Consider the following 26061-nt stretch of genomic DNA (forward strand, 5'->3'; position numbering starts at 1 on the left):
TATAGTGTCTAATGATATATCGGTCAACCTATACAGAGACTGGACATATTAATTTTCGGAGACCGAAATGAATCAGGACGATATTAAAATTATTCCCGCTTTGCAGGATTTTATTCAATTGCAGGCGGAAGGCCTGCAATTCTCTTCCAAGAAGGAAAAGCTTGTATGGCGTGATTTTGCGCTGGCATTACGCGCGCTATTTCGTAACTATCTTGCTAACGAAAAACCTCGGTTGTTCCAGGTCTGCGTGGACGGCTACATCGAGCTTTATGGTGGACATTTCATTCGCCGGGAAGGGGATGGAACAGTTGTTGGGTCCGTAGTTCCCCGCCGTTACGTTTCAAGCCTGGGGCATCATTTGGTGGATTTGGCTTATGACTCGTTGCTCTATGTTTACCGGGAGAAGGTGATGGAGACAGTGTTTTTAAAAGCTGAATCGTGGGGAATCACCCTTAGCTATAGTGCGCGTGAATCTATTTCCGAGTGCTGGAAGTGGATGGTGAAGAACATGCCCGTTGCCTTGTGGTCGCGAAAGCATGGATTCCGGGTTGAAGCTAAGACGGTACAAAAGCGAATTTGGGATTGCAATATTCTTGACCGGGCTGTATTTGGTTTGAGTATCCGCATCCAGGGTAATTCTCCTACTTTGAGCTGCTACAACGCATGCATGATTAATCGTGTGGATGTTGAAGCGCGTATCAAAGAGGCACCTAACTTGGCTTCGTATCTTATTCGCTACTGCAATAGGGGTGAGGAGGTGTACGCACAGAGCACTGTATTTCAGGAAGCGCGTGATGAATTCATCATGGCGGGCGGTTCGGCAAAGGGTTGGCGCTGGCTTACCAAACAAGGATGGGGGACGGTATCCCGCCGGTTCCCAAGGGAATCCTGGTATCACTCAGCCAAACTTGCAACGGATTTAGCTGATGCTCAGGTGGGTAAGGTTCCTGTTGTTCTTTCGTTATGGCACCACTCAACGAGCATTTTCATGCCTGGCTTGGCCAAGATAGTTGCTGAAACCTATAAGCAGCGCAAGGCAAAAGCATCAGAAATGAATCATTACGTTCCGCTCATCTTTGATTTTCTTCGGGCTGAATGTGGTAAGTCGCTTTCTGTGTTTAAGGGAGCTACCTGGAAAAGTCTCGTACGCAGGCAAGAAGAATGGCATCGCAAGATTCAGCGCGAGCGCCGTGAAAAACTGCGGGAAAGTGGAAATCAATGGGCATGGGCTCCGGTTATCCAGGAGGTCGTCTCTAAATCGTTTGTGGCGACCAGTCTCAACGATACAGAGTCACTCTGGGATGAAGGCGACTCAATGGGCCATTGTGTCGGCGGGTACTCGGAGTATTGCTTCAAGAACCGCTCTCGCATTTACTCCATCAAGAGTAAGGAGGGAGTTCGAGTGGCGACTCTGGAGCTAAAGCTGCAGAAGTCGAAGTGGACTATTGCTCAGCTCTATGGCCAGGGAAACTCACGAGTAACCGACCAGGAGGTAAGGCAGTTAGCCACAAAGGTCGCTAAACGTTGTAATGCGGCCGAGCTTCCCAAGATGGAAAATAACGTTGTGTTGAAGGGGCCGCAGTCAATGACGCATCATCAAGCGTTGACTGAGGTGCCCTTCGAGAATTTCCGTGCGCAAAATGATGATTTTATGGCCATGGAAATTCCCTTCTGAAGTACAAGCCTCGTCAATGACGAGGCTTTTTTCTTTGCTTGCTACTTGAGCTTGGCTAGTCGCTTCCCACCAATCCAGCGGATGTGGCACCAGGACATCATGGCGCTGATGAGCCAGGCCATCCCGACCATCACCACCCCATTTACCATCAGGTCCGTCACGTCCACAGCCTGGTTGGACCCCAAGCCCTTCCATAAAAGGACAACGGATGTAATAGCCAAAAACAGAAGAAGCCAGGTCGACTTGATGGCGGATTTCATCTGCTTCAGCGAAAGTAGCGCGCGTAACAGATATTCAGGCTGCAGCGCTTTGGCCAACTTATCCGACAGCGGTGCTAAGTCGGCCGCGACATGGAAGGATGCTGGGGCATGTTCGACGGCTTGCTGATGCACTTCCGATTGCATGAAGCTCCTTCCAGCGCCCGCCAGGCCAAACATCTTCTTGATATTGAAAATTGAGAATGACAGCAAGGTCAGCTCCAGCGCCTCGAGGTCAGGGGTGACCAGTTGTTCTACCAGGGTTCCGGCGTCGGCGATTGCGCACTTGTTGCCATAGACCACCATCTTGGAGGTCTCGCTGGATACGGTCACATCGCTCTTGTAGACCTTGGTAGAGAAGGTTGCTTGCTCGGTAACGCAGCGTCTTGGCTCATCCCGAACAACGTCCCGATGGAGCAATGTTGCTACAGAATTAACTACTGTCGGCAGGTCAGCACGAACAGTGAGCGCATAGGTCACATCGGCGTCATCTACGTTTATCGATACGACTTTGTAATCAGGCTTGAGAAAGTATTCGGCCTCTGCCACATTGGTGAAACGGCCATGACCTCCACAATCACCGCAGGTGAGCTTCCCTCGACCGCGGCAAGTGTTGCAAGTCATCCTGCCGGTGGTATCGCAATACATACAAGCTTCTCTGCGATGGCCTGTCTGAGCGTGACCGTTCGAATCATAGGTAGTGATGGTTCGCGTTTGATACCCTGTGCCATAACACCAGGAGCAAGACTGCTTACGGGTTCCATTGCAATAAGTGCAGTTATATTCCCCATCGCCGTAACAACGAGCGCAGGTGTAAGTTCGAATCACCCGCTTTGAATAATGTCCGACCTTCTTTTGGTCGCGATAAGCGCCGTAGCCCTCCTGAACAATTTGAGGGGCGAGGTTGGCAAGAATGTTCGGATTATTTACCGCTTCTGAGATGAGGCTGGTAACCGTAGCGTCGTACTCACCCGCAGATTGCACCACATAATCACCAGGATTCGCTTCGACAATACCGGTGTAGGTAGAGTGATTGGTGCCCATTTGAAGGACATGGCGGACTCTTACCTCGAATGTGACGTCGAGACAATTGTCACTGCTAAAGCTAACATTTTCTGGCTCAAAGCGAGTGGAGCGCTGGATGAACCGTTGAATTTCCTTGCGCGCTAAGCCGGCATATTCATCTTTTGTTTCAGTATCAGCTGCTACCACTTCGTTTTTCATATTGCTCTTTCGAAAGTTAGCTAAAAAGTGAAGTATGCCTTGATTTTAGGGTTATCCGCCAGCGCGTTCAAGGTCACGCGCCTTTTGGTCTGCGCGCTTATCGTATTGCTTCTTCCCCTTAGCAAGGCCGATGAGCAGCTTGAGCTTGCGGCCGGCGCCTTCACGCTGTACTTCCAATGGGACGATGGTGTAGCCGCGCTCCACAACCTTCTTTTGAAGTTTGTTAAGCTCGGAACGATTGAGGAGAAGCTTACGGGTGCGAACAGCAGAAACGCCGTTCAGTGCGTTGCGCTGAACATGCGCATCTGGGGTGAGATGGGTACCTTCAAGAAATGCTTCACCATCACGTATGGCGATAAAGGCACCACCCATGCCGAAATTGCCGCGGCCGGCGAGGATGCTCTTCACTTCCCAGCCTTCAAGAACCATCCCTGCAAGGAATGTATCCTCGATGTGATAGTTGTGACGCGCCTGACGATTTTCAGCAATGGTTTCCATGTTTTGTCCTTTGAAAAAAACAAAAGCCCCAGTTAAGGGGCCTCTGTGAAGGAATTGCTTAACAAGGCTCCTTCAAACCCCGGCTTGGTCAAGCGACCAGGCGATAAGATTCGTCGTTTGCGAATACTTTTTTGCTACTTCATGGCACAAGTGCCGCAGTGTTCGCCTACTGCCGTTGCCGCCTTCATCTCCCAACGCTGTCGAAGCCTGGCGCCCCCGTCAGAAGAGTTGTTAGGTTAGTAGGCCATTCCAGTATTAGTGGACATCCGGCAAACCGACAGCTCTTTTGGTGGAGGCGGGGGGAATCGAACCCCCTTCCAACGCCGTTTAACTCCAGAGGAATTACAACGATTCAAGCAGTATATACAAAATAGACAGTTTTGTCAATAACTATTTCTATACTTAACAATCCATCCCTCTTAATCTTACCCATGTTCACTTCGCGCGCAGGCTCTGATACTAAATCCTCAAGCATGACTAGGCTTGAGTTGTTGATGTTTACCTTGGGAACGTCCAAGGCATACGGTTCTCGGGAGCTGTATGGCATGGACATTTTCGATGTGCGTGAAATTCTGCAAACGCCTGTACTAACGACTGTTCCTTCGGCGCCGGTCGGGGTGAAGGGGATGGTTTCGTTGCGCGGTGTGATTATCCCAGTCCTTGCGCTAGCAGAATTGATGGGGCAAGAAACAGCCTCAAACAACACCATCATGATTGTTGCGGAGCATCAGAGTCGAATGCTGGCCATGCTTGTCGATACCGTTGACAACATTGTGAGGCTGGATGAGTCCAAATTACGCCAAGCACCTCCTATGCTAACGAGCGGCCATCTCAAATCCATTGCCGACCTGGATGATGGCCGTCTTCTCCAGGTCCTCGATATGGGGTCGGTCCTGTCTCGATATAAGCCAGACGATTAAACAGCTATACCGGTCAGTGGGACCGTTAATTTTAGGAAATATAGGAGAAGGTTATGGCTACAGTTGAACACATGCATCATCGTCCTGATGGCTCGGAAGTCCGGATTGTTGCGCAAGCTTGCTGGGGGAGTGGGTTAACCTGCTCAATTGATGTGGCGGTACATCGACGTGCCAGCGATAAGCACGACTGGCAGCTGATGAGTAATCGGCCGCATCCGGCCTGGCGTTCCATGTCGATAAAGGATTATGCCCTGCATGGCCGCTCGGAAATGTTGCTGGCGGCATCACCGGCTGAAATTCTGCGCGCGACCTCCGCGCTGCATACCGCTATCGCAAAGTAATACAACCTCAAGCCGTCGTTCCTTAAAGGTTCGACGGCTCACTTCATCTCGCTACAGCGTAAACTGCTTAACAGCTTTCTCCATCCGGTACACCAGCTTGGAGAGAGAGTCGACCAGTGTCTCGGTGTTATGCACTACGCTCACATTCTGTTCGGTCATGCTAGCCACCTGCTCAACATTCTGCGCAAGCTCAGTCAATGCACGCTCTTCTTCGGTCGATGCATGGGAGATTTCAGTAATCATCTCTGCGGTCTTGGTCATCTCCGTGTTGATTGTACGGAGCACTTCTTCCGCCTGCCGTACTAGCGAAACCCCATCCTCAACTTGAGTGGCACCGGCACGCATGCCGCTGACGGCTGACTTGGTATCCTGTTGGATACTGCCAATCATGTCGCTGATTTCACGAGTGGCCTTACCGGTGCGTTCTGCGAGTTTTCGGACCTCGTCGGCTACAACCGCAAACCCTCGGCCCTGCTCCCCAGCGCGGGCGGCTTCGATGGCAGCATTCAGTGCGAGAAGATTTGTCTGGTCCGCAATATCCCCGATAACCCCAACAATTTGGCTGATTTCTTCTGACCTCTGACTTAGGGCTTCCACCTGGTTGGCTGACAGCTTAACGGACGTCGCCATTTCAAGAATTGTTGTAGTAGCGCGCGCAGACAGCTCGGCGCCGGCGGCTGCTAACGTCACTGTCTTCTGCGCGTTACGCTGCGTTTCCTTTGCGTTGGATGCGACTTCGCCGATGGAAACTGTCACTTCCTCGACGGCTGCGGCAGCTGCTGCGGTCGATTCGCTTTGATAATGCGCGGCATCCTCAACGACTCGGATACCCTTGTCCACTGCCTTCGTAGCCTTCTCTACTTGGTGAGATACGTCTGCCATCCCCTGGATGGTGGCTTGCAGCGAGGAGACCATTCGGTCTGCGCGTTGGGCAATGACCCCAATCTGGTCACGTCGATTCAGGTTAAGGCGATTCCCCAGGTTACCGGTGACAAGCAGAGATTCCAACCAGGCTGCCAGGCGGTCCAAGTCCCCTGTTACCCTGGGAGTGAAGAAATAAAGGAAATAGAAGCTGTAAAGCAACCCAACCATCGCAAGCCCGCCAATACCAACCGAGCTGACGCTCACGGCTTTCGAGAGGTGGCGATACCACTCACATACCATCCAGGTGCTCGCCGACAACATAAGATAGCCCATCAGCCCCAGTTGAACATTCATAGAGGCCAGTTTAGCGGCAGCACTTGAGCGGCGATGAACAACGCGGCCATCCTCAATGCACAAGGACTTGTCACCGTTTTTGATTTTCTTGTAGGCCGTTTCTGCAGCCGCAACTTCATCTCGGGTAGGCCTTGAGCGCACAGACTGGTACCCGATGATTTGGCCGCCATCTCGCACAGGGGAGGTATTAGCTACAACCCAGTAAAAACCGCCATCCTTTCGCCTATTCTTAACGACGCCTCGCCACGGTCGACCTGCTTTGAGGTTGAGCCACATATCCGCAAACGCTTCCTCGGGCATATCGGGGTGTCGCACGATGTTATGAGGCTGACCCAACATTTCGTCGCGCTCAAACCCACTGACATGCACAAATGCCTCGTTCGCCTCTTCGATGACGCCATTGAGATTGGTTCGTGAATAAATGAATTCACCTTCCGGCAGAAACGTTTCTACTGCAGTGACGGGATGGTTGTTTCGCATATAAGCCCTGAAAATGGATGTGTTTCACTTTTGCACATTTTTCAGTATATCGCAGTTTGCGACTCTTGGCGTAACTATTTAGGATATTTTTATCTTGTTAGTTAAGCATTGTCTTATATAAGGAAATTCGAATGAATTGCACATTTAGACTAAAAACAAAAAAGCCAGCGAGAAGCTGGCTTGGTAGTTTGGATAATGTAGATTTAAGCGTCAACAGCGTTTGGCGGAGCCACTAGTGCCCAGCCTTGCTTGGCCAGTTTGGCCACTTCTTGCTTAACCGTTCGCTCGGCTTCCGCTACTGACATGCAGCGGGCATCCTTTAAGATACAGCGACCGACGGAACTTACAACCTTTACAGAGTCGCCCCCTGCTAGAAACTTGGGGAGCTTTATACCTTCTTGGCGCGAATGCTTGATTTCAATGACATCGCTACCTTTGACCAGCTGAACATTCTGAACAGAACTAATCGTCATCTACCTATCCTCTGCAATCTTGATTCAAATTATTTCACTTGATTTGAGGCAAATTCTCTTGCCAACCAATCCATGAAGTTTACCATTAATAGCATGTTATGTCAATCCATAACTTCTATTTAATGGTATATACAAGAATGCAGAAAACCGGTATTGAAGTGCTGCGCGGGCAGGATTTCCGGCTCCTGCCCACCGGGAAGAGTATCAGATATCGACGGTCGACGCGATAATATTGGCGGCCAGCGCGTCGCAACGCTCGTTATTTACATCGCCGGCGTGCCCTTTAACCCAGCGCACCGTAACCTTGCGCTTATCAGCAACCGCAAAGAGCTTCATCCAATGCTCTTTGTTAGCTACAGGGTCGCCAGATGCGGTCCGCCACCCACGGTTAACCCATCCAGTTCGCCATTCAGACAAGCCTTTCAAGGTGTACTGGCTATCAGAGATAAGCACAATCTCGGTGCCTTCGGGGACACGAGACAATCCTTCTGTAGCGGCGACAATCTCGGCCACCTGGTTGGTCGCCACTCCGATGAAGCCTGCGGCCTCAGTGAGTACCGTTTCAGTCGCTTCATCAACCACCACTACACCCCAGCCGGCAGGGCCTGGATTGCCTTTGCAGCCGCCGTCAGAATAAACCAGCACACGCCCGGACACCTTCACCTCAACCGCCGGGGCAGGCGCTGCCGTAGTCATAAGTGAGCTTATGTGGTCCAGGGTTTCCTGCGCCAACTGCTCACAAGCCTCACGACAGCGATTATAGGTGCCATCCGGCCGTGCTGGCGCGGCAATGAGTTCGAGCGCTGCAATTGCTTTCGCCAGCGCCACAGCAGCCATTGATGAGTTAGACATGCTCGAGTTCCTGTTCTTGTTTTTCGGCTACGGCGGCCGAAGTCAAAGCGGCTTCTGCCGCAGCTTTGGCGGCGCGCTCTTTCTTAACGACCCCACCTGAGAAGTAACCTGTTTCGTATGCTTGCTTGAGGGTGGTGTAAACACGAACGGCGGCTTCCGGGGTGCCTTGCAATGGCATCTCGAACCCTTCCACGGTGTACAAGGTTTTGCCAGTCAGCTTGCCGTACACCTGCTTGATTTGGATTCCCTCCGGAACGACGAATTCCTCGGTTGGAGTGGATGCTTGTTCTTTGCTCATATAGGTCTCCTGAATAATGATATTAGACCATATATTGCCTTTTTTGTCAAGGAAAGGCCCGTCTATGCAGGCTGTGACGCTAAGAAGAAATGCCCGGCAAACTAGGCTGCCGGGCGGATTGGTTATCGCTTCAACCAGCTGAGCAGTTCATCGGTGATGAGGAGTTCATTGAGTTCCTCGTCTGACTTCTCAACAAACCCATGCAAGTCTTCAATGCGCACAAATCCGGTGTTGTCGAAGACATCCCCGATGGAGCGGAGGAATTCGAATTTAACCTTTTGGTTGGAGATGCCCAGGAAGAGGAAATACACTTCATCCTTGCGGGCTTGCGACTCTTCCAGAACCATCCGTGTGCGGTCTGGGTCGTAGTTGTCGCCGTCGGTCGCAACAATAATGAGTGAGCGTCGCTTTTCAACCGTTTCAACAGGTTTTGCGCCAAAGAGTCGTTTAATGAATCCAGGCTGCTCAGGCTGGCGCCAACCGAAGTGCGTCAGCATCTTTTCCAAGAGATAGGAGTAATCGGTGCCACCGTTCCAGCCAATCACCTTGTTAACCACCTTGCGGGGGATGAACCCCTGGTAATTGGAGGCGTCTACGGGACCGACGTCGCATACATGTGCCGGACCATCGCTGAAAGTGAAGCAGTCGAGTTTTTTATCGGGGTCAAAGGCCAGCCCCCATGGCACCAGGCGCGTCAGCAGCACATCCGTAATTCCCGAACGATGCTCGTCCTCGAAGGACTTTGATACGTCCAGGCCAAACCCGACCTCCAGGATTGGTGGCTGGGTAATACCCGCCTTCTCGAGGCTCAGTACCAGCGCTTGTGCGGATTTTTCCAGATTTACGACGAGAGCCATGCGTGTTTCCTTTCAAAAAGTTGTACCAGGTCGTCGAGCTTGTCGACGGCCAGATAGCGTTGTGTTTCGCTTGCCTTATCAGGAAGGTTTGCGAGTTGTGTGTAAACCGCAGGAAGCTTTAGCAGGGCGCCGTCCTGCACCAGCCCAATCAACTCCTGAACCCGATGTACGTCATTACCAATACTGAGAATGTGCTCCTGGAGCATCGCTTGTGACGATGTAAGCGCCAATTGACGCTGGTGGACCAGAGCGACCTTATCTGCTGGCAAGAGACCAACCAGGTACTCGGCGGCCAAGACGAGGGCGTTGAGTTGGAGGAACACCTCCTGGCTACGAGCTTCAATGTCAGTCAGTTGGGTGACAACCTCAAAGAGCTGATTACTGGCCTTATCCAGCAGGCCGGCCAATTGCCGAATTTCCCCTTCATGCTTTTCCCATCCATGCTTTCCTGGGCGACGTATCAGGCCACCCTTTAGGGCGTCCAGAACCTCCATCAACAGGTTCTTAAGCTGTAGGAAATGTTGCGGGGTGGCTCTCAAGGCATCCTGGTTCAGAACGCTTAAGCGCTGCTCAAGGAGGCTGGTAACGTGCTCCTGTGACTCCACCCCGTAGTTGAGCCATGCTGGCGTATTCCACGCTTGAGGCGAGACCCCTTGCAAGATTGCACGTATGCGCACTAACGCATCCGGGGAAGCCTCAGGTAGTGCCGTCGACAATTCTTCCAGTGTTGCCTCAATCGGCCTGCGCGGGGTGCCTGGAAGGGAGGAGGCGGACACCTCCACCTTGGGGCCTGGCGGCAGCGTCGAGGGGAGCACCGTGGGCTTAACCTCTGGAGCGGTTGGTGAAGTTTGCACATTCAGGCCGCCAAGATTTGTCGGGGCCGGGCGACCGGCGCCTGTGTTCCCGATAATGGTGGGCTTGACGGCCATTTGGATTAAGAGAAGTGAGCCAGAACCTGATTGAAGTCGCTGTTGAAGCCGACGCCAATACCGACAAAGGACGAGCCGGACGGTTCGACCATGATGGACCCCATCTGCACACCAACGAATTCGCCGAACTGGTCAGACAGGCTGACGTTCAGTAGCTCTTCGCCGGTCGAGTTTTCGACAATGACGCGAGCATTCTTCACGTTGCGGAAAGTGCGGCCGGCGTTTTGCGGGTGAATCATGGCGACCAGTGGAATTTCAATCGCACCTTGCTGCGGCGGCGTCAGGCGGTCCGGATTAATCAGAATCCATTCATCATCACCGTCGTTACTGTCGCCTTCGAGGGCATCCGGGCTGTGGGTGAGTGCGCCGCCATGAATCTCGAAGGTGCCATCCGCAGACTTTTCAAGCGTACCCACGGTCTGGCCGCGTATCGTTCGCTTCACGTTGTAGGTGGAGAGGATGTCGCCGAAGGAGGAAACCTTGGCGCCGTGACCGACGTTGATAGCGAGCAGGCCGTGCAGGTCGAGGTCAGTATCACCTTCCCACGACAGGCGAACCTTGAAGCGTTCACCCTTGTCCAGCGAGAGGCTCAGTTTGGGGGCGTCTTCGCCTTGTTTTAACAGATTGAGTTCAAGCATTGCCATTTGAGGCTCCTTGTTATTACAGCGGGAATTCCGCCGATGGGTTCATGTTCCGGCCGAGCGACAGCATGTCTTCACGTGCTTTCGCCATAATTGCGCGCGCCTGGTTGAATTTTTCCTGGTTGATAGCGCGAGCACTTTCGGAGAGTTCGTACAGCGCCTTGGTATCGGCCACCACTGCCTCGAGCTGTTTCGCCTGCTCTTCGCGGTTCTTCCCGGGCGCATGCGCCGCAGTGCCGACAACGTCGTGCATCAATACGGAGCGGACTTTGTTCAGGTTGGCATCCAGGTCGGCACCTTGCTGGCCCAGGCGCTGGACGTCTTGCACCATGCGAGCACCGTGAATGGTCAGCAGCGTCATCTTGATGCTATTGAAGCGTGACGCCATGGTGGTGGCCAGCTCCTGCAGGGTCGAAACACCTGCATTCTGGAGTTGGCGAATCACCAACTGGTCTGCCGGCAATTTTGTCAGCGTGGCTTCAAGTGCCAAGGCACGGGATTCCAGTGCCTGCAGCTTGTCTTGTACTTCCGACCGCAACTGAACATCTTGGCCATCCAGGAGAGTCTGGGCTTGAACCCTCGCCTTTTCCAGAACGTTGTTGATGAACAGCGTCTCGATGGCAAACGCTTGGAAGCTATCGCGATAGCGGGCTTTCACCTGGTCCAGCTGGCGAAGTTCCTCGGCCACCTTGCCCATTTCGGTACGCAGTTTGGATTCCTGCTCACCAATCAGGTCGGAAAGTTTCTTGGACTTGCCGGAGGCAATACGGCGGGTTTCTTCATAAGCACGGTCCAGTGCCTTGTTCAGCGCCTTTTTACTGAACATACCGAGGATGCGTTCACCCAGCGTGGGTTTGGCATCCATGATTTGAGCTGCCAGTTCCGGCAGCTTTTCTTGCTCGACGGCGGTATTCAGCGCTGCAACCAGCTTGAAGATTTGCGGATTATCCTGCTTCTCGATACGCGCCAAAAAGCCATCCAGCGATTTGCTGAGTGCCATTTCTGGTTCGTGGCCGAGCGTCGCAATCTGCACCAGCGGCAGCGTATTGAAGTCGAACGCGGTAATGCGTTGGGTCAGTGCGGCGAGCTGCGACTGCTCCAGCTGAACCGGGAAGTTCTGCGGGAACACCAGCGTGCTGGGCATGGACTCCAGGGTTTGAGCGCTGATAACGCCGCTCGAAGAACCTAAGTTAGTTGGCATCATAATGGATTGCCTTTCGATTAGGCTTCAGCCTTGGCCGGATGCGCTGCTTCAGCAGCGAGTTCACCACGCTTATTGATGTGGCGTGCTGCGGCAACCGTGAACACCACAGCAACGAAGCCAGCGAGCTTGTAGGAGAGGTCCGTGTAACCGCCCATGGTCATATGCACACGGGTGATGTAATCAGTCAGAATCGGGTCGGTAATCATCATTTCCGCACCCACCCAACCCAGCAAGCCTGCACCGAACCACACAATGACCGGGAAGCGGTCCATAAGCTTCATGATAGCTTGAGAGAACAGGACGATAATGGGGATGGAGAACAGGATGCCGCCAACCGCATAGAGGTTGCTATGGGCACCAGCGCTTTGTGCGGAGCCTGCAACAGCTAAAACGTTGTCCGTGCTCATGGCGAGGTCGGCGATAATGATAGTCTTCACAGCGGCCCACAAGCGGTCAGGCGCATCGACGTTTTCGTCATCATCACCTTCCTTGAGTAAACTGTAGCCGACATAAAGCAAGTAGGCGCCAGCGAAGAACTTCACATAGCTCATACCCATGAGAAAACTCGCAAAGACCAACAGAATTGCGCGCATCACGACGGCGCCGGCAGTACCGAACATCACGGCACGATTACGAACTTCAGGGGCCAGCGCAGCGCAGGCCAGAGCAATGAGAATGGCGTTGTCACCACCAAGGAGAATGTCGATGCCGACGATTTTGAACAATGCGGCCCAATCAATACCAAACATAATAGTCCCTCTTCCTTCTTGTTAACGGGTATGAGTAATCATCATACTATATTAAGCGTGTTTTGTCAATTAACAATGAAGAAGCCCGAGCAATTGCCCGGGCAAAGAGTTAACTATCTTCCTCCGTTATTAAACCATGAAGCCGCCTTTTCAAAAGACTCAAACGGGCCGGTGCCATTGGTAAATGAGTCATCGGCGGCATCGCCATAGACGAGGATGAATCGATTCCCTTGAATAGGAAGCTCGAGCACCCTAGCCTTCGAATAGTAATTAAGATGCCGCTCGATTTCGTTATCAATGTAGGGGTCCACCCAGCTGTCGCCTTTCGGGACCTTGGACCAAAGATGTGCGTTCCCATCATCGAGTGCTTTCTTATATTCAATGAGCTTATTCGCTTCTAAGCTTTTGAGCTCACCTCGGCGGCCTTCCAGGCGGGTAACGTTTTCCTTAGTTTGGGCCTGAATCAGCCCCTCATCCAGATTGTGACGGATATTACCCGCACGTGTTGCTGCTTGTTCCATAAGAATGCTCCTAATGTCCTTTAAAAATGACTTCCTAGGAACGTATAGACCTGCTGGCGGCTGAGCATGTTATAACGTAGAATAGCATATACTGCTTGAGGCCTATAATTTGATGTGGCTTTATCTTTCTAACTACCTAAAGGAATAATCATGGCTGAAGCTCAGATGGAAAATTTTCATGAGATGTTGCGTCACATCATGAAGAATGGTGTTGACCAACTCAACAAACGTACCGGTGAAATTTGCCGGGCAGTCCCCGGTTACCAGTTGGTGTATGACCTTGCGGATGGATTCCCGGCAATCACGACAAAAAAACTGGCATTCAAGCAGTGCAAAGGTGAATTGCTCGGCTTTTTCCGGGGATATCAAAGCGCGGCAGACTTCCGCTCGATTGGTTGCACTGTTTGGGATGCGAATGCTAATGAAACTCCAGCCTGGCTTGCCAATCGGCACAGAAAAGGTCAAGAGGACTTTTTGGGTCGCATATATGGCGCGCAGTGGACTGATTGGCGTGACCGTCGCTTCGTCGACCAGGTTGAGCGTGACCATCTCCTAAACGAAGGATTCAAGCAGGTAATGTATGACCCTGTAGCCGGTCTTTATGGGATGGAACGTTCGATTAATCAATTGGAAAACGCGCTTCGTACAATCCTAACCAATCCCAGCGACCGCCGGATTATCGTGTCTGGGTGGAATGTAGCAGAGTTGGATTTGATGGCGTTACCCCCGTGCCACGTTTCGTACACCCTAGTTCCTTTCGAGGATACGAAGGAGCTCAATATTGTCCTCAGTCAGAGGTCATTTGATAGTGCACTTGCCTTCAATGTCCCTATGACTGCGATATTCCTTGCGTTGATGGCGCGGCTTTCCGGGTACACGCCCAGACATGTTGTTTGTCAGTTTGCGAATACGCATGCCTACGAGTCGCATTTTGAGGGCATTAAGGAAATGCTTTCGCGTGAGCATTTCGCTTCACCTAAGCTGATTCTGTCCGACAACATTAAGACGGTGACCTTGGACGAAATTCCAGGAGCATTCGCGCGAATCGAACCGGACGATATCCAGTTGGAAGGGTATGTGTCACATCCAGGCATTAAACTAAAAATGGCTGCATAAGCCGAAACTCCAGGCCGTCCTAGTGACGGCCTTTCTTCATGTTACAAAAACATGCATTCTATGGTATACTTTATCCATACCTATTGGATATTTTATGCCAGAACGCATCGCCGAGCCAGGAGTGCAAGCTGCTGGCCGTCAATTTGTATTCGACCGCAGTATTCAGGAAGAAAAGTCCGGATTAACCCGGCTTTTCAGCCAACTCCCACCTTTTGCTTTGTCCCCATGGCACGACCTCCGCAACGACCGTGAATGGTGGGCTCGCGGCGTTGACTACATCCTCGAAGGAGGCGTTAAGGTCGATTTTAAGGTTGAAAAGCAGCGTGTGAGGAATTGCGCGGCTGAACTCATCAAGGCCGACCGGCCCTCTCTCCGCCCTGGTTGGCTACTATCCAGCGAATCGCATTGGATTATTCATTACTTCGAACAGACAGGCGAAATCGTTTGCCTACCTACCCACGGTTATCGTGAGTTGGTTTTGAAGGGATGCCAATCAGGTGAACTTCGGGACGCCGTCTCCGCCGCAAATTATGGCCGCCGGGATTCTGAGTTACTTTATCTCACCTGGAATGCTTTGCTCCCAGTTAACAAGGCCCTTCGCTGCATTTCCGGCGCGTTTTGGAGCAAAATTGAAGGCCCTGTAACGCCCGGCATCCTCGACGAGGCTAGGGATGGTCTGGCGGTGCCCATTGAGTGGCTGTCGCTTTGGTTGCAGCAGGGGGCTATTGCACCGAAAGAGCACGACCCGCAATTGGCCGGCTTAGGGAGCCTGCTTGAAGTTCTTAAACCATACGATAGAGCCCGCCGGACTAACCAGCAACACTATCGCAGCTGAGCGTCAAAGTAAAAAGGCTCCACTCAGGGAGCCTTTTTATTTCAGCCGGGAGGGTTAGATGTCTTCCTCCTCACCATCTTCCAGTTGCACGTTCTCGTCAAACTCGAACAGCGTAGGTTGAGGTATTGGCGAAGCCTGGGCCGAACTCTCCGCGACTGGCAGTTCCCCCGAGACCACTTCGGCCGTGAATCCCGTAGCCAAAGCCTTCTCTGGGAGGAAAGCACCGGCGCGAGCGCGGTGGCCAATGTAGACCTCCAAGCCATCTGCCTCGATGACGAATTCCGTGAGTTTCTTGCGGCCGGCCGGCTGGGTAGAGACCTTCAGTTCCTCGATGCGGCCCTCGAAGGCGCCTGAGGCAATTAAGGTATCCTTGCCCTTCAAGGCCATCAACTGTACCCCACGGCCCTTGGCCATTTGCTTCATTTCGGTCAGCGGACAAATCAGCATCTTCCCGGCGCTAGAAGCAAATACGGCTTCACCAATCTCGGTCACGGCAGAGAGTTTCACTGGAGGCAGAATGACTTCACCTGCCTCCAGGGTCATGACGGCCTTACCCGCCTTTTGGCGCGTGACCAGGTCTTCACCTGTGCAAATGAAGCCGTAGCCGCCGGTGCCTGAGAGCAGGTATTGGGCCTTGGCATCCAGCACAAACACATGAGCAATCTTGTTGTTGCCGATATCGGCCAACGAGGTCAGCGGAACCCCATCGCCATTGCCTTTCGGGAAGGCCGAGGCTGCTACATTGTAGGCGCGACCAGTCGTGTCGAAGAACACCACCGTCTGGCTCGTGCGTGTGTCGATAATGGCCAATGGCGCGTCGCCTACTTTCCATGTCAGCGTAGAGGTATCGACCTTATGCCCGGCACGAGCGCGCAGCCAACCATGCTTCGATACGACCAGGGTCACTGGGTCGTCCGCCACAGAAACGGATTTAGCATCGGAGAGGGTTACTTTAGCCGCGGCTTCGATGATGGTGCGACGGTCATCGCCATATTTCTTGGCGTCTTCATCGATTTCCGTGGCCACCAGCGTACGCAGGGCTTCGTCATTAGACAGCAGATGCTTGAGTCCCTTTGCCTCTTCACGCAGCTTCTTCAGCTCTTCGCCAATCTTGATGCCTTCCAGGCGGGCTAATTGACGCAGGCGGATTTCAAGAATGTCTTCAGCCTGAATTTCCGTCAGCTTGAACTCACGCATCAAGTCAGCTTTAGGGTCATCCGATTCGCGAATAACCCGGATAGCACGGTCGATATCCAGCAGGATGGCTTGGCGGCCTTCCAGGATGTGAATACGCTTCTCTGCGGCCTCCAGGCGATGCTGGGTGCGACGAATGACTGTCTGCAGGCGGAAGGCACACCATTCGCTCAGCATGCTGAACAGGCTGGCTTGGCGCGGCGCCCCGCCGGTACCCAGCACGGTTAGATTGATAGCTGCATTGGTTTCGAGGCTGGTATGAGCCAGCAGCAAACGAATCAGGTCGTCCTTATCCATGCGGGAGGATGCCGGCTCAATCACCAGGCGAACCTTGAATTCCTTGCCCGACTCATCGCGTACGCCATCGGAAGCAATCGCCGACAGGAAGGCAGCTTTCAGGTTGGTCTGCTCAGGCGTGAATACCTTCTTGCCTGCTTTCTCCTTGGGTACCGGGTTAGAGCAGGCTTCGATTTCAGACATCACCTGCGCGGTCGACACCCCGGGCGGCAACTCATTCACGACGAGGCGCCATTGGCCGCGCGCCAGGTTCTCAATCGTCCAGCGAGCACGCACACGCAGGCTACCGCGACCGGTACGATATGCGGACTCAATCTCGTCGCGGGTCGAAATGATTTGAGCGCCACCGGGATAGTCCGGCGCAGGGATAGCTGCGAGGATGTCTTCTTCGGTAGTGTCCGGGTTCCGGATGAGTGAAGAAGCCGCAGAAGCAACTTCGCGCAGGTTATGGGAGGGCATTTCAGTCGCCATACCCACCGCAATGCCAGAGGCCCCATTCAGTAGAACAAACGGCAATCGCGCCGGCAATAAGCAGGGCTCGTCGTTAACACCGTCATAATTGGGGCGCCAGTCTACGGTGCCTTCATCCAGCTCGGACAGCAGCAGTTCGGCAATCGGGGTGAGGCGAGCCTCGGTGTATCGCATTGCCGCCGCGCCGTCGCCATCTCTGGAACCGAAGTTGCCCTGGCCATCTACAATCGGGTACCGCAGGCTCCAGTCCTGAGCCATGCGTACCATGGCTTCATAAACCGACGAGTCGCCGTGTGGGTGGTACTTACCGATAACATCGCCAACCACGCGAGCGGATTTAACGTGTTTCGGGCTACGGTAGAGGCCCATGCGGTGCATGGCGTAGAGGATGCGTCGCTGTACCGGCTTCTGGCCATCCGCGACCGAGGGTAGGGCGCGGCCGGTCACTACGCTCATCGCGTATTCCAGATAACGCTGTGAGGCATACTGGGCCGGTTGTGGCAAAGTGACTGGCATATTGCCGTTATCGCCTTCGTTCAATGTGAGCTCTTCAGACATGTCGTGTCCTTAGGGTTAATGTTTCACCGGCTTGGCCGGGGAAAGGTCGTTAACGATGTTGCCGTGGGCGTCCACGAAGGTCAGCTGCAAGCCGTTTCGTGCGCGCTCGGAAATGAGTTGGTAGAGCCGAACAGCCTGCGCCAGCGCTGCATTAGGAGAGAGCTCGTGCGCCTCAGCCTCAGCCAGCAGCACCGCCATATGATTGTCAGGCAGGTGCAATTCGACGGGCGGAAATGAGTTAGGCATCAGCTTCCACCGTGCCGCCATCGCGTTCCATCCATTCGCGGCGGCCAGCCGCCTGATTCTTACCCATGAGCAAGGTGAAGGTGTCGCGCATGATTTCAATTTCTTCACGTGTCGCCTGGAATGGCACCATACGACGAGTATCCGGGCACAAGGTCGTTTCCCAGAGCTGCTCGGGATTCATTTCACCCAAGCCCTTGAATCGTGAAACAGTAATGCGATGGTCGGAGACGCCTTCATCGCGCAGCTTCTTCATTGCCTGCTCTTTTTCAGACTCGTCCAGGCAGTAGACCTTCTTGGTATGGCCGCGCGTCTCGGCGTCCACCCGGTACAGAGGAGGCTGAGCCACATAAATGTTGCCGTTTTCCACCAACTTGGGGAAATGCTTTAGGAACAGGGTGAACAGCAGCACCTGAATGTGGGACCCGTCAACGTCAGCGTCCGACATCACGATGATGCGGCCATAGCGCAGATGGGCCAACAGGCCTTCCTTGTCCATGTCGGCGATATCGTGCGGGTCAACCCCAATTGCGACAGAAATGTCATGGACTTCGTTGTTCTTGAACAACTGGTCGCGTTCCACTTCCCAAGTATTCAGCACCTTGCCGCGAAGCGGTAGCACAGCTTGTGTTTCCTTGTCGCGGCCTTGTTTTGCGGAGCCGCCGGCAGAGTCCCCTTCCACCAGGAACACCTCGTTACGGGTGATATCGTCGGACTCGCAATCCGTAAGCTTGCCGGGTAGGGTGGCGATGCCGGAGGACTTTTTCTTCTCGACCTTTTGAGTGGCGCGCATGCGGTTTTGAGCAGCCTTCACCGCCAGCTCAGCAATTTTCTTACCGTACTCTGCGTTGCTGTTGAGCCACAGCTCGACCGGGTCGCGAACCATGGCCGTAATGAGCTTGTAGGCATCGCGAGAGGTGAGCTTTTCCTTGGTCTGCCCTTGAAACTGTGGGTCCAGCACCTTAGCCGACAGGAGGAAGGTCATCCGGTTGCAGACGTCATCCTGAGCAAGCTTTACCTTGGCCGGCAGCATGGCGTGATGTTCTGCAAAAGCCTTTACCGCTTCAAATACGCCAGACTTCAATCCAGCCTCGTGGGTACCGCCCTCCAGCGTGGGAATCAGGTTGACATAGGACTCAGTAGAACTGCTTCCTTCTTCCGTCCAGGTGAGTGCCCATGACGCGCCTTCCCCTACTGCAAAACCGTTTTCAGTTTCGACATACTTCTCGCCTACGAAGATGGGCACCAGCGAGTCTGCGGTAAGCATTTCTGCCAGGTATTCCGCCATGCCGGTGGTGTAGCACCATTCTTTCTTCTCCTGCCCGTCGACTTCCAGGGTGACAGTAACGCCCGGCATCAACACTGCCTTCGAGCGCAACAGGTGCTCCAGTAGCCGGAGGTTTACCTTGGGGGAGTCGAAGTACTTAGGATTTGGCTGAATACGCACTGTGGTGCCAGAGGTCCGGGGGCCGCAATCGCCGACCTGCTGCAGCGGCTCAACAACGAAGCCGTCCTCAAAGGCCATCTGATACACACCGCCCTCACGCTTAACCTCAACCTCCAGTCTGGAGGAAAGCGCGTTGGTGACCGAGACGCCGACGCCGTGCAAACCGCCGGAAAATCGATAAGCGTTCCCGGAATCCTTCTTGTTGAACTTGCCTCCAGCATGCAACTTGGAGAACACCAGCTCAACGGCAGGCTTGCCTTCTTCTGGATGGACATCAACCGGAATACCACGACCGTTGTCGGAGACTTCAATCAAGCCGGATGCTTTTACTGTCACCGAGATACGCTTGGCAAACTTGGCCAGGGCTTCGTCGGCCGCGTTATCGATGACTTCCTGAATAATATGTGTCGGGTCATCCGTTCGGGTATACATGCCCGGACGTTCCTTCACTGGCTCAAGGTCTTTTAGAACCCGGATAGATGATGCTGAATAATCAGTCATGCGTTGTCTCCATTTTTATAGCTACATTCAGCAAGTCGTGTCAGTCCAAATAGGTGTCGGCAATGGCCGGCGGAAGCACTGTATAGCGAAAGGCTAGCGGGCCAAGCAGGGAAACCTTCAATAGATTCGAGTCGACCCATTTGATGGCGTAGAACACGCCTGCAAGTCTAAGCATCCGAATCACCCAAGGATTTGGGGCAAGCACATCGGTTGCCGTAAGTTCGAGCTGGCGACCCATCCATGCAGCGGCGAATAACCCGGCCGCGACAGACCGTGAAGCCCCAGCTTCGCAATGGACCATGAGCGGGTGCGCCTTGTGGCGCTGGCAGAATCGAAGAAACTCACCGGCATGGCCAAGCGACATGGTGACGAAATTACCGCCCTTGCGGTCGGTGTCGTGAAATCCAAGACGCAGCAAATCACTCCAGCCCGCTAACGCTGCCGGTGATTGGCGCGGGTTAGTAATCGAAACACATACGGCGTCAGCTGAAGGGGTGTATTGCTCCGCCTTGAGGCGTGACAGCACCAAGATAGGACCTGGCTTGCTCACTGAATCACCTTGCCGTTATGCTCAATGACGGCAGCGATAATGGGGTCTATGGCAGTCCGGTCGCACTCCACAAGCAAAAATGTGGTGTGCTGCGCTTGTCGCCACCGGAGAAAATAATCCTCAAGTGAAGGCGCGGCATTGGTGGGCAGGCTTGGCCCGTAAACAATACCACCCGCCAGAGTCACATGGGCCACATCTGGAATGCTATACAGGTCATAACTTTCATCGACCTCGTCACCATTAACACAAATTGTTTCTTCTTCGTGCCAAGTGGCACCCTCGTCATCCGGCCAGAAGTGAGGGTCTCGGTAGAACCGCTTGAACTCTGCCCCTGATAAGTTAATCATACATACTCCAAATTCAAGTTATTGCGATTATAAGCCTATTGATGCCCATTGTCAAGCCATGTAAAAACCAGAATTTCTTTAGTTTTCAAGCGCAAATCGGCGTAAATTAAGGCTTTTACTGAATTTTATTAGCGTCAATTTAACAACCTTATTAGGATGCGAATGAATTTGTTAACATCAAAATTACGTTGACATTAATGCTTCTTTTTGGTATAGTTCTAATTCACCTGTATGCAAAGGTTTCATTATGAATAATAAATATGCTGTGAGAGCATTTGCGTTAATTACTGCTTTAGCGCTATCTGTGGGGGTGGTGGCAGAAGCTGCTGCCAAATCGGGTGGTCGGTCTGGATTTTCATCCAGTAGTTCCCATTCCTCCATAAGCAGCTCGCGCTCGTATGGGAGTGCATCCAGACCATCAAGTGGCTCGTCATACCAGGCGGCGTCCTCGGGTTATAAGCCTGTCGCACCTGCGCCTCGTTCTGGGTTTTCTACCCCTGCGGCAGTGGCCGCAAAGCCTGCACCTTCCGCATTGGGAAGTGCGGTTTATGCGGCAAGCGCAAATAAGGCGGCGGTGGCTAGTTATACGGCTGCGACGGCCGCAAAGCAATCACCTCCTGTGGCTGGCAGCGGGACGACCTATCGGGCTGTGGCCCCTCAATCAGCGCCTGCCTATGTCGCTCAGGCGCCGTCTTATGCTCCCCCGACTGTCATCCACCATACGACCGTAGTTCATGAATCGAGTGCTGGCAGTAGCAACTTCTTCTGGGGGTACCTGCTTGGGTCGGCGAGCCATCATGACCATGACCGTACCGTCGTCATCAACAATGGCACTCCTGGCGGCTATGCTCAGTCTGCTGGAGTGGCACCGGGTTACACCGTTAATTCGGACTCGCCTGGTGTAACGCAAGCCGCTGCGGTGCGGCAACCGGTGGCGGCTCCAGCGCAGCAATTAGCTCAGCCGCAAGAGGAATCACACTTCTTCCGCAATCTGTTGCTGTTGCTGGGTACTGGCGCATTAATCTTCGGTGGCTATCGCTTGTGGTCGGCGCGTACGGCTCGTATTCAAAAGCTCACGCCCAAGCATAACTACTCCCTTTAAGTTGAGCCAAGGATTATCTGATGAGTATTTTTGAATTAGGGCGCCGCATTCTGGATAAGAAGCTGGATGCCCATGCGCAAGCGGCTGTTAAGGCTGAGCGTGAAGATAAAGGCTTGCCGTTGGGCGCGCGCATCGGCTCTCTGCTGGAATTGCCTGTGGCAGATTTCGCCCTCTTAAACAAGTCGCTGATGCGCGTCCCCGCTAAGCAGCAACAGGTAGTGGCATTGAGTCGCTTGCATCTCGATGAAGCGGAGGATATCGGGCTCTACCGTTTGTATACCGATTGCGGTAGCGACCGGGCAGGGGATGGCGCAAGCTTCCTGCAAGTGTTGACCTCCGGGAGCGAAGTTCAGGAGGCGACTTACTACCAATTCCTGTTTCGCTCGATTCCTGTGACGGAAGAAGAGCAGGCGCCGTATCTCGGCGAAGGCTTTGGCTTGGGTGAGCAGCTTTACAGCATGGCGGACGACCAGCTGGAATTAATCGGGCTGGATAGCAGCCAGATTGAAAATTTGCTGGGGGATGCGGAAGCGCTCGATTTTGTCCGTGACACCCCGGGTGGCGACTATGTTCCGCCCATCCTCGCTACCGAAAATCGTATCGACGACCAGTTTGGCGACAAGGGCCTGTCGCAGACCATCCGCTTCATGCAATACATGCGTGTGCTGCCGGAAGACGGGTTGGGTTCGAAGGAAGAGCGCTTGCTGATTTCATTTTCAGTGGTTGACTCCCTGGATGGCCAAAAGGCCCCAATGGTGCACATTGATTTCATGATTGGCATTCCGCTGTCGCTCTCCAAAATCAAGGTGTACTAAGCAAAGTTTTACCGTAACCGTAACAACAATCTCAATAATCGTTAGGAGACTATTATGTCTGGATGGACCAATTCTTTCTCTCTGCTCGCAAAACATGGCCAGAAGCTTGGTGATTCGCTGTTCGCATTCCTCGCCGCAAGTGACCCGGAAACGGCATTGGAGGTAGACCGCGAAAAGCTGGAACAAGACCTGCATGATGCCGCTGTTAAGCTGGCAGCAGCAAACCGTAAGCGTGATGATGCCCAGGCTGCTCTGACCAAACTGCAAAATGACATCGCCAACGACCAGAAGGCCGCCGGCGTTCTACTGCAAAAGCTGGATGCCAAGGAAATCGATGAGTCCGTCGTCACTGACTTCACCGACAACCTGGAAGACATGCAAAAGCGCCTGCCTGATGCTGTTCAAGACGCGGCTGACGCCAAGGAATACGCCGACACCCTAAACGAAATCGTCACTTCGGTGAAATCTCGTTTGGAAGACTTCGACCGCGCCGCCAAGCAGGCTACCCGCGACATCGACCGTGCCAAGGCGGATGTTGAACGTCAGCAAATGCGTGCCGCGCAAGCCCAGGAACTGGAAGCTATGCGTAATGGTACGGGCACCGTCTCCACAGCATTGGGTGCGCTGGGCCAGAAGGCGACACAACTGCGCGACGAAGCCGCTGCGCTGCAAACCGTCAATGATGTGAAGGCGAAGCCTGAAGCGCGTGCAAACGCAGTGGAAGAAGCCCGTCGCATTGCTGCTGGCACGTCCACCCAAGGGGAGTCGGCCGCAGACCGACTGCGTCGCTTAGCTGGCGGCCAGAGCGTATAACTTGTAGTAACCCATGGACCGGGTCAGGTGACCCGGTCCAATTTCTAAGTACGCATCCCCTCATCCACGTCTAGCATTTCGACTACGCTGCCCCTTAAATATCCTACTTGAGTAAAACATTCAGTTATACTAGGATAGGATTTTTGATTGTCAGGAGGTTCCTATGCTTCAGACCCTACGCAAAGCGGGCGGCTCGCTCGTAATGACTGTGCCAAAGGCATTTATCGACCAGAATGCATTGAGCGAAGGCTCGCAGGTTGAACTACACCTGCAGGGAAAGAAATTGACGGTGGAAGCACCGACCCGGCCTCGCTACAAACTGGCTGACCTTATGGCTGAGATGCCTCAAGGACTGCCGCGTATTGATGGATGGGAAGACATGCCCTCGGTAGGATTGGAAAACAGTTGATGGCGTATCTGCCGAACCGTGGCGACATCGTGCATCTCGACTTCGACCCCTCCTCAGGCCGAGAGATAAAAGGCCCGCATTTCGGTCTTGTTCTGAGCGGCAAAGTCTTCAACCAGCAAGGGCTAGTAATGATATGCCCGATTTCTCAGGGCGCAGCTGCCGCCTCCCGAACGTACGGTACAGTTGTTACGCTGATGGGGTCAGGCACCGAAACGCAAGGCGCTGTTCATTGCCACCAGTTGAAGTCTCTTGACTGGCGGGCGCGGAATGTTAGTTTCAAGGAAACGGTGCCGCAGTATATCGTCGATGAGGCCCTAGCCAGAATTGAAGCCATCTTGTTTGAATGAGGTTATTGCGTCAGAAGAGATAAAGAACAAATCTCCACCAGACCACACACGAAGCATAGAAAAAGCCACCCTGAGAAATTGGGGTGGCTTTTTATTGAGGTTGCTTAATCGCGCACGTGAATATCTTGTGCGATTCCGTTGACCACATTAACTACGAACACCTTACGCGTAGACGGTAGCTCAGGTGTTCGGATATCGCCAAGGAATACAGCCTTGGATAACACGGTTTCCCCTGTCGTCCATTCCCAGCCGCTATCCCCTTCAACAACCAGGTTCTCGCCGAAGTCATACGACTCATACGCAGCGTCAGCAACCTTCCGTAGCGCATCGATGCTCTGATTTGCCTTGGAGTCTGCCGGGGTCAACCCATTGTACTGGCGATAGCTGTGGAGCCACGCCTCCTGTTCATCTTCCAAGGAGTCGTCGAAGTCAGCAGCATAATGAGTTTTCACCCAAAATTTTGCATCCTCAAGATTGATGCCAAGTGTCTCTGCAAGCTCAGTGAGGTGCTCGGTATGGTCAGCGCAATTACCGCACTTCCCATCCCATCCTTCACCGTCATCCAAAGGCTTGCCGCATTGAGCGCAGTGCGATTCATCTCCATCGTTAGCTTCAATGGCGTGAACGACCCATTCCCAATATCCAAGCTTGGTATCCCCCCGTGCGACTTCTTCCTTCCAGTCGGAGCGGGTGTAAAAGCCGTGCTCTTCATACCAACGCTGCTGCAGTTCCTCGATTGCTTCGTCCATCGGGGACTTTTGGTTGAGCTTGGCAGCCTCAGCCAGAGATACCCACTTAGCATCTTGCTTTGCAGTGATAGGCAAAAAGACTTTGGCAGAAGAGGTGGCATTCTTTATGGAAGCTGAAAATGGTGTTGCTTCTGATAGCTCAGTCCAACCATTTGTCTGATTCCAGAATCCAGCCCCTTCCTCGGCTTCTGCTGCTGAGTAGATGACATACATGGATGTGTCAGCTGCCTTGGCCATTCCGGCGTCATAATTCTCGGTAGAAACTTCCGGGAACTCTGCTTCCAGAATAACGCCGCGGATATCATCCGAAGTCCAGTCATAGACATGACTCGGATAATCACCAGCCTCCAATACATCCAGTAACGCATCGCGCGACATAGCACCCAGCTCGAAGCTACGCTCAGAATACGAACCATTTTCAGATTCGACCACAAGCGTCTCCTCGATAAGCTGCATCTGCTCCACCAAACTCAGGTTCGCCCAGTCGTGACCGGTTAACCCTTTAATACGGGCAACCTTGTCTGCAGCAATTGTCCAAACATCGGAAATGGCTTCATCCATGGAGTTAAAGCTAGCCTCACACCCATCGCTGCCGTTCTTCCAAACCCACATCCCTGGTTGGTCTGCGTCCGGATAGACGCTGTATCCCAGTTTCCCAAGAAGTAAGGCTTTGGCGGTTTCAACGGAATGCTCGGCAGCCAAAAGACTTGGAGCCTTTGCCATTTCCTGGCGCTGAAGCACCACATCCTGGTCGGGTTCACCCAGCGTAGGCTTTTCCGCCTTCAGTGCTGCAACGAGACTGTGCTCTTCACGATACCCTGCGAGCGCGGCCATCAGCTTCAGGCCCTGGCTGGCCACCATCGGCTTTCCGTTCTTCTGGAATCCCATGGTATTGGCACAGGCGGCAATCCGTGAAGCCAGGTCGTTCATGTTTGCTGCGGTGATAGTTACGTTCATTTTGATGTCCTTAAGTAGTCGGCAAAGCCGGTTGAATGTCAGGTGTTCGCGTTGCCAACAAAGCTTTGCCTTTATTAAAGACAGAAGATTTTGTTGCCTTGAGTTTTACGGACGCGCCATACCGGTAACCGGTGCGAACTAGCGTTTCCTCGTCAGTATAGGTTGGCGCTATA

29 protein-coding genes and 1 other RNA gene are annotated in these 26061 nt (G+C 53.3%); 10 read left to right on the plus strand and 20 right to left on the minus strand.

What is annotated here, in order from left to right:
- The first annotated feature begins 67 nt into the window (after positions 1-67).
- Positions 68-1675: a PcfJ domain-containing protein gene (locus NMK_RS09075; protein ID WP_109015466.1), complete on the plus strand. Its 1608-nt coding sequence runs from the start codon at positions 68-70 to the stop codon at positions 1673-1675.
- Between the two features lie 41 nt (positions 1676-1716).
- Here NMK_RS09075 and NMK_RS18275 read toward each other — a convergent pair whose 3' ends face one another.
- The 3 genes from NMK_RS18275 to ssrA form a co-directional block, all read right to left on the minus strand.
- Positions 1717-3156, minus strand: coding sequence for a DnaJ-like cysteine-rich domain-containing protein (locus NMK_RS18275; RefSeq protein WP_146187154.1), 1440 nt, complete (start codon positions 3154-3156; stop codon positions 1717-1719).
- A gap of 51 nt (positions 3157-3207) precedes the next feature.
- Complete coding sequence (gene smpB, locus NMK_RS09090; protein ID WP_109015469.1) at positions 3208-3654, minus strand: SsrA-binding protein SmpB; 447 nt, start codon at positions 3652-3654, stop codon at positions 3208-3210.
- A gap of 19 nt (positions 3655-3673) precedes the next feature.
- Positions 3674-4055, minus strand: a transfer-messenger RNA (tmRNA) gene (gene ssrA / locus NMK_RS09095).
- 93 nt (positions 4056-4148) lie between these two features.
- Here ssrA and NMK_RS09100 point away from each other — a divergent pair.
- Both NMK_RS09100 and NMK_RS09105 read left to right on the plus strand, forming a co-directional pair.
- Positions 4149-4574, plus strand: a complete 426-nt coding sequence (locus NMK_RS09100; RefSeq protein WP_181376217.1) for a chemotaxis protein CheW — start codon at positions 4149-4151, stop codon at positions 4572-4574.
- Between the two features lie 53 nt (positions 4575-4627).
- Positions 4628-4915 carry a hypothetical protein gene (locus tag NMK_RS09105; protein WP_109015471.1) on the plus strand — a complete coding sequence of 96 codons (288 nt, stop codon included), beginning with the start codon at positions 4628-4630 and terminating at the stop codon, positions 4913-4915.
- Between the two features lie 51 nt (positions 4916-4966).
- Here the strand turns inward: NMK_RS09105 and NMK_RS09110 are convergent, their stop codons facing one another.
- The 10 genes from NMK_RS09110 to NMK_RS09155 all read right to left on the minus strand — a co-directional run bounded on the left by NMK_RS09110 (position 4967) and on the right by NMK_RS09155 (position 13137).
- Positions 4967-6613 (minus strand): methyl-accepting chemotaxis protein, encoded by a 1647-nt coding sequence (locus NMK_RS09110; protein ID WP_109015472.1) that lies wholly within the window; start codon positions 6611-6613, stop codon positions 4967-4969.
- Between the two features lie 203 nt (positions 6614-6816).
- Positions 6817-7086 (minus strand): hypothetical protein, encoded by a 270-nt coding sequence (locus NMK_RS09115; protein WP_109015473.1) that lies wholly within the window; start codon positions 7084-7086, stop codon positions 6817-6819.
- Between the two features lie 204 nt (positions 7087-7290).
- Entirely contained in the window at positions 7291-7938 is a 648-nt protein-coding gene (locus tag NMK_RS09120; RefSeq protein ID WP_227871442.1) for a ribonuclease H family protein, read from the minus strand.
- Positions 7931-8236 (minus strand): hypothetical protein, encoded by a 306-nt coding sequence (locus tag NMK_RS09125; RefSeq protein ID WP_109015474.1) that lies wholly within the window; start codon positions 8234-8236, stop codon positions 7931-7933. The genes NMK_RS09120 and NMK_RS09125 overlap by 8 nt, the downstream gene beginning before the upstream one ends.
- Positions 8237-8358: 122 nt before the next feature.
- The gene (locus NMK_RS09130) at positions 8359-9093 is read right to left on the minus strand and encodes a VWA domain-containing protein (protein ID WP_109015475.1); all 735 of its coding nucleotides are present in this window, start codon (positions 9091-9093) and stop codon (positions 8359-8361) included.
- Positions 9078-10022: a hypothetical protein gene (locus NMK_RS09135; RefSeq protein ID WP_109015476.1), complete on the minus strand. Its 945-nt coding sequence runs from the start codon at positions 10020-10022 to the stop codon at positions 9078-9080. The genes NMK_RS09130 and NMK_RS09135 overlap by 16 nt, the downstream gene beginning before the upstream one ends.
- A gap of 5 nt (positions 10023-10027) precedes the next feature.
- Positions 10028-10666, minus strand: coding sequence for a TerD family protein (locus tag NMK_RS09140; RefSeq protein ID WP_109015477.1), 639 nt, complete (start codon positions 10664-10666; stop codon positions 10028-10030).
- Between the two features lie 16 nt (positions 10667-10682).
- Positions 10683-11867 (minus strand): hypothetical protein, encoded by a 1185-nt coding sequence (locus NMK_RS09145; RefSeq protein WP_109015478.1) that lies wholly within the window; start codon positions 11865-11867, stop codon positions 10683-10685.
- Positions 11868-11884: 17 nt separating this feature from the next.
- The gene (locus NMK_RS09150; protein ID WP_109015479.1) at positions 11885-12616 is read right to left on the minus strand and encodes a TerC family protein; all 732 of its coding nucleotides are present in this window, start codon (positions 12614-12616) and stop codon (positions 11885-11887) included.
- A 113-nt stretch (positions 12617-12729) separates the two neighbouring features.
- Positions 12730-13137: an SH3 domain-containing protein gene (locus NMK_RS09155; RefSeq protein WP_109015480.1), complete on the minus strand. Its 408-nt coding sequence runs from the start codon at positions 13135-13137 to the stop codon at positions 12730-12732.
- Positions 13138-13287: 150 nt separating this feature from the next.
- On the opposite strand from NMK_RS09155, the gene NMK_RS09160 reads away from it, so the two are divergent.
- Together NMK_RS09160 and NMK_RS09165 are read left to right on the plus strand one after the other, a co-directional pair.
- Positions 13288-14253 (plus strand): thymidylate synthase, encoded by a 966-nt coding sequence (locus tag NMK_RS09160; protein WP_227871443.1) that lies wholly within the window; start codon positions 13288-13290, stop codon positions 14251-14253.
- 94 nt (positions 14254-14347) lie between these two features.
- Entirely contained in the window at positions 14348-15088 is a 741-nt protein-coding gene (locus NMK_RS09165; protein WP_109015481.1) for a hypothetical protein, read from the plus strand.
- 54 nt (positions 15089-15142) lie between these two features.
- Here the strand turns inward: NMK_RS09165 and parC are convergent, their stop codons facing one another.
- The 6 genes from parC to NMK_RS18280 form a co-directional block, all read right to left on the minus strand.
- A complete protein-coding gene (gene parC, locus NMK_RS09170; protein ID WP_109015482.1) occupies positions 15143-17608 on the minus strand; it encodes a DNA topoisomerase IV subunit A in 2466 nt (821 codons plus the stop codon).
- A 15-nt stretch (positions 17609-17623) separates the two neighbouring features.
- Positions 17624-17854, minus strand: coding sequence for a hypothetical protein (locus NMK_RS09175; RefSeq protein ID WP_109015483.1), 231 nt, complete (start codon positions 17852-17854; stop codon positions 17624-17626).
- Complete coding sequence (parE, locus tag NMK_RS09180) at positions 17847-19799, minus strand: DNA topoisomerase IV subunit B (protein ID WP_109015484.1); 1953 nt, start codon at positions 19797-19799, stop codon at positions 17847-17849. The genes NMK_RS09175 and parE overlap by 8 nt, the downstream gene beginning before the upstream one ends.
- Before the next feature lie 40 nt (positions 19800-19839).
- Positions 19840-20349 (minus strand): hypothetical protein, encoded by a 510-nt coding sequence (locus tag NMK_RS09185; protein WP_146187155.1) that lies wholly within the window; start codon positions 20347-20349, stop codon positions 19840-19842.
- Positions 20346-20696: a hypothetical protein gene (locus NMK_RS09190; RefSeq protein WP_109015486.1), complete on the minus strand. Its 351-nt coding sequence runs from the start codon at positions 20694-20696 to the stop codon at positions 20346-20348. Before NMK_RS09190 ends, NMK_RS09185 begins: the two co-directional genes overlap by 4 nt.
- Before the next feature lie 183 nt (positions 20697-20879).
- Positions 20880-21077, minus strand: coding sequence for a hypothetical protein (locus NMK_RS18280; protein WP_146187156.1), 198 nt, complete (start codon positions 21075-21077; stop codon positions 20880-20882).
- A 193-nt stretch (positions 21078-21270) separates the two neighbouring features.
- On the opposite strand from NMK_RS18280, the gene NMK_RS18285 reads away from it, so the two are divergent.
- The 5 genes from NMK_RS18285 (at position 21271) to NMK_RS09215 (ending at position 24182) form a co-directional block, all read left to right on the plus strand.
- Positions 21271-21798, plus strand: a complete 528-nt coding sequence (locus NMK_RS18285) for a hypothetical protein (RefSeq protein WP_146187157.1) — start codon at positions 21271-21273, stop codon at positions 21796-21798.
- A 20-nt stretch (positions 21799-21818) separates the two neighbouring features.
- Positions 21819-22613, plus strand: coding sequence for a DUF2491 family protein (locus tag NMK_RS09200; protein ID WP_109015488.1), 795 nt, complete (start codon positions 21819-21821; stop codon positions 22611-22613).
- A 54-nt stretch (positions 22614-22667) separates the two neighbouring features.
- A complete protein-coding gene (locus tag NMK_RS09205) occupies positions 22668-23426 on the plus strand; it encodes a hypothetical protein (RefSeq protein ID WP_109015489.1) in 759 nt (252 codons plus the stop codon).
- Between the two features lie 163 nt (positions 23427-23589).
- Positions 23590-23835, plus strand: coding sequence for an AbrB/MazE/SpoVT family DNA-binding domain-containing protein (locus tag NMK_RS09210; RefSeq protein ID WP_109015490.1), 246 nt, complete (start codon positions 23590-23592; stop codon positions 23833-23835).
- Positions 23835-24182 (plus strand): type II toxin-antitoxin system PemK/MazF family toxin, encoded by a 348-nt coding sequence (locus NMK_RS09215; RefSeq protein ID WP_109015491.1) that lies wholly within the window; start codon positions 23835-23837, stop codon positions 24180-24182. Before NMK_RS09210 ends, NMK_RS09215 begins: the two co-directional genes overlap by 1 nt.
- A gap of 104 nt (positions 24183-24286) precedes the next feature.
- Here NMK_RS09215 and NMK_RS09220 read toward each other — a convergent pair whose 3' ends face one another.
- Positions 24287-25888, minus strand: coding sequence for a hypothetical protein (locus NMK_RS09220; RefSeq protein WP_109015492.1), 1602 nt, complete (start codon positions 25886-25888; stop codon positions 24287-24289).
- Between the last annotated feature and the right edge of the window lie 173 nt (positions 25889-26061).

The sequence above is a fragment of the Novimethylophilus kurashikiensis genome (assembly GCF_003112435.1).
Classification (GTDB): domain Bacteria; phylum Pseudomonadota; class Gammaproteobacteria; order Burkholderiales; family Methylophilaceae; genus Novimethylophilus; species Novimethylophilus kurashikiensis.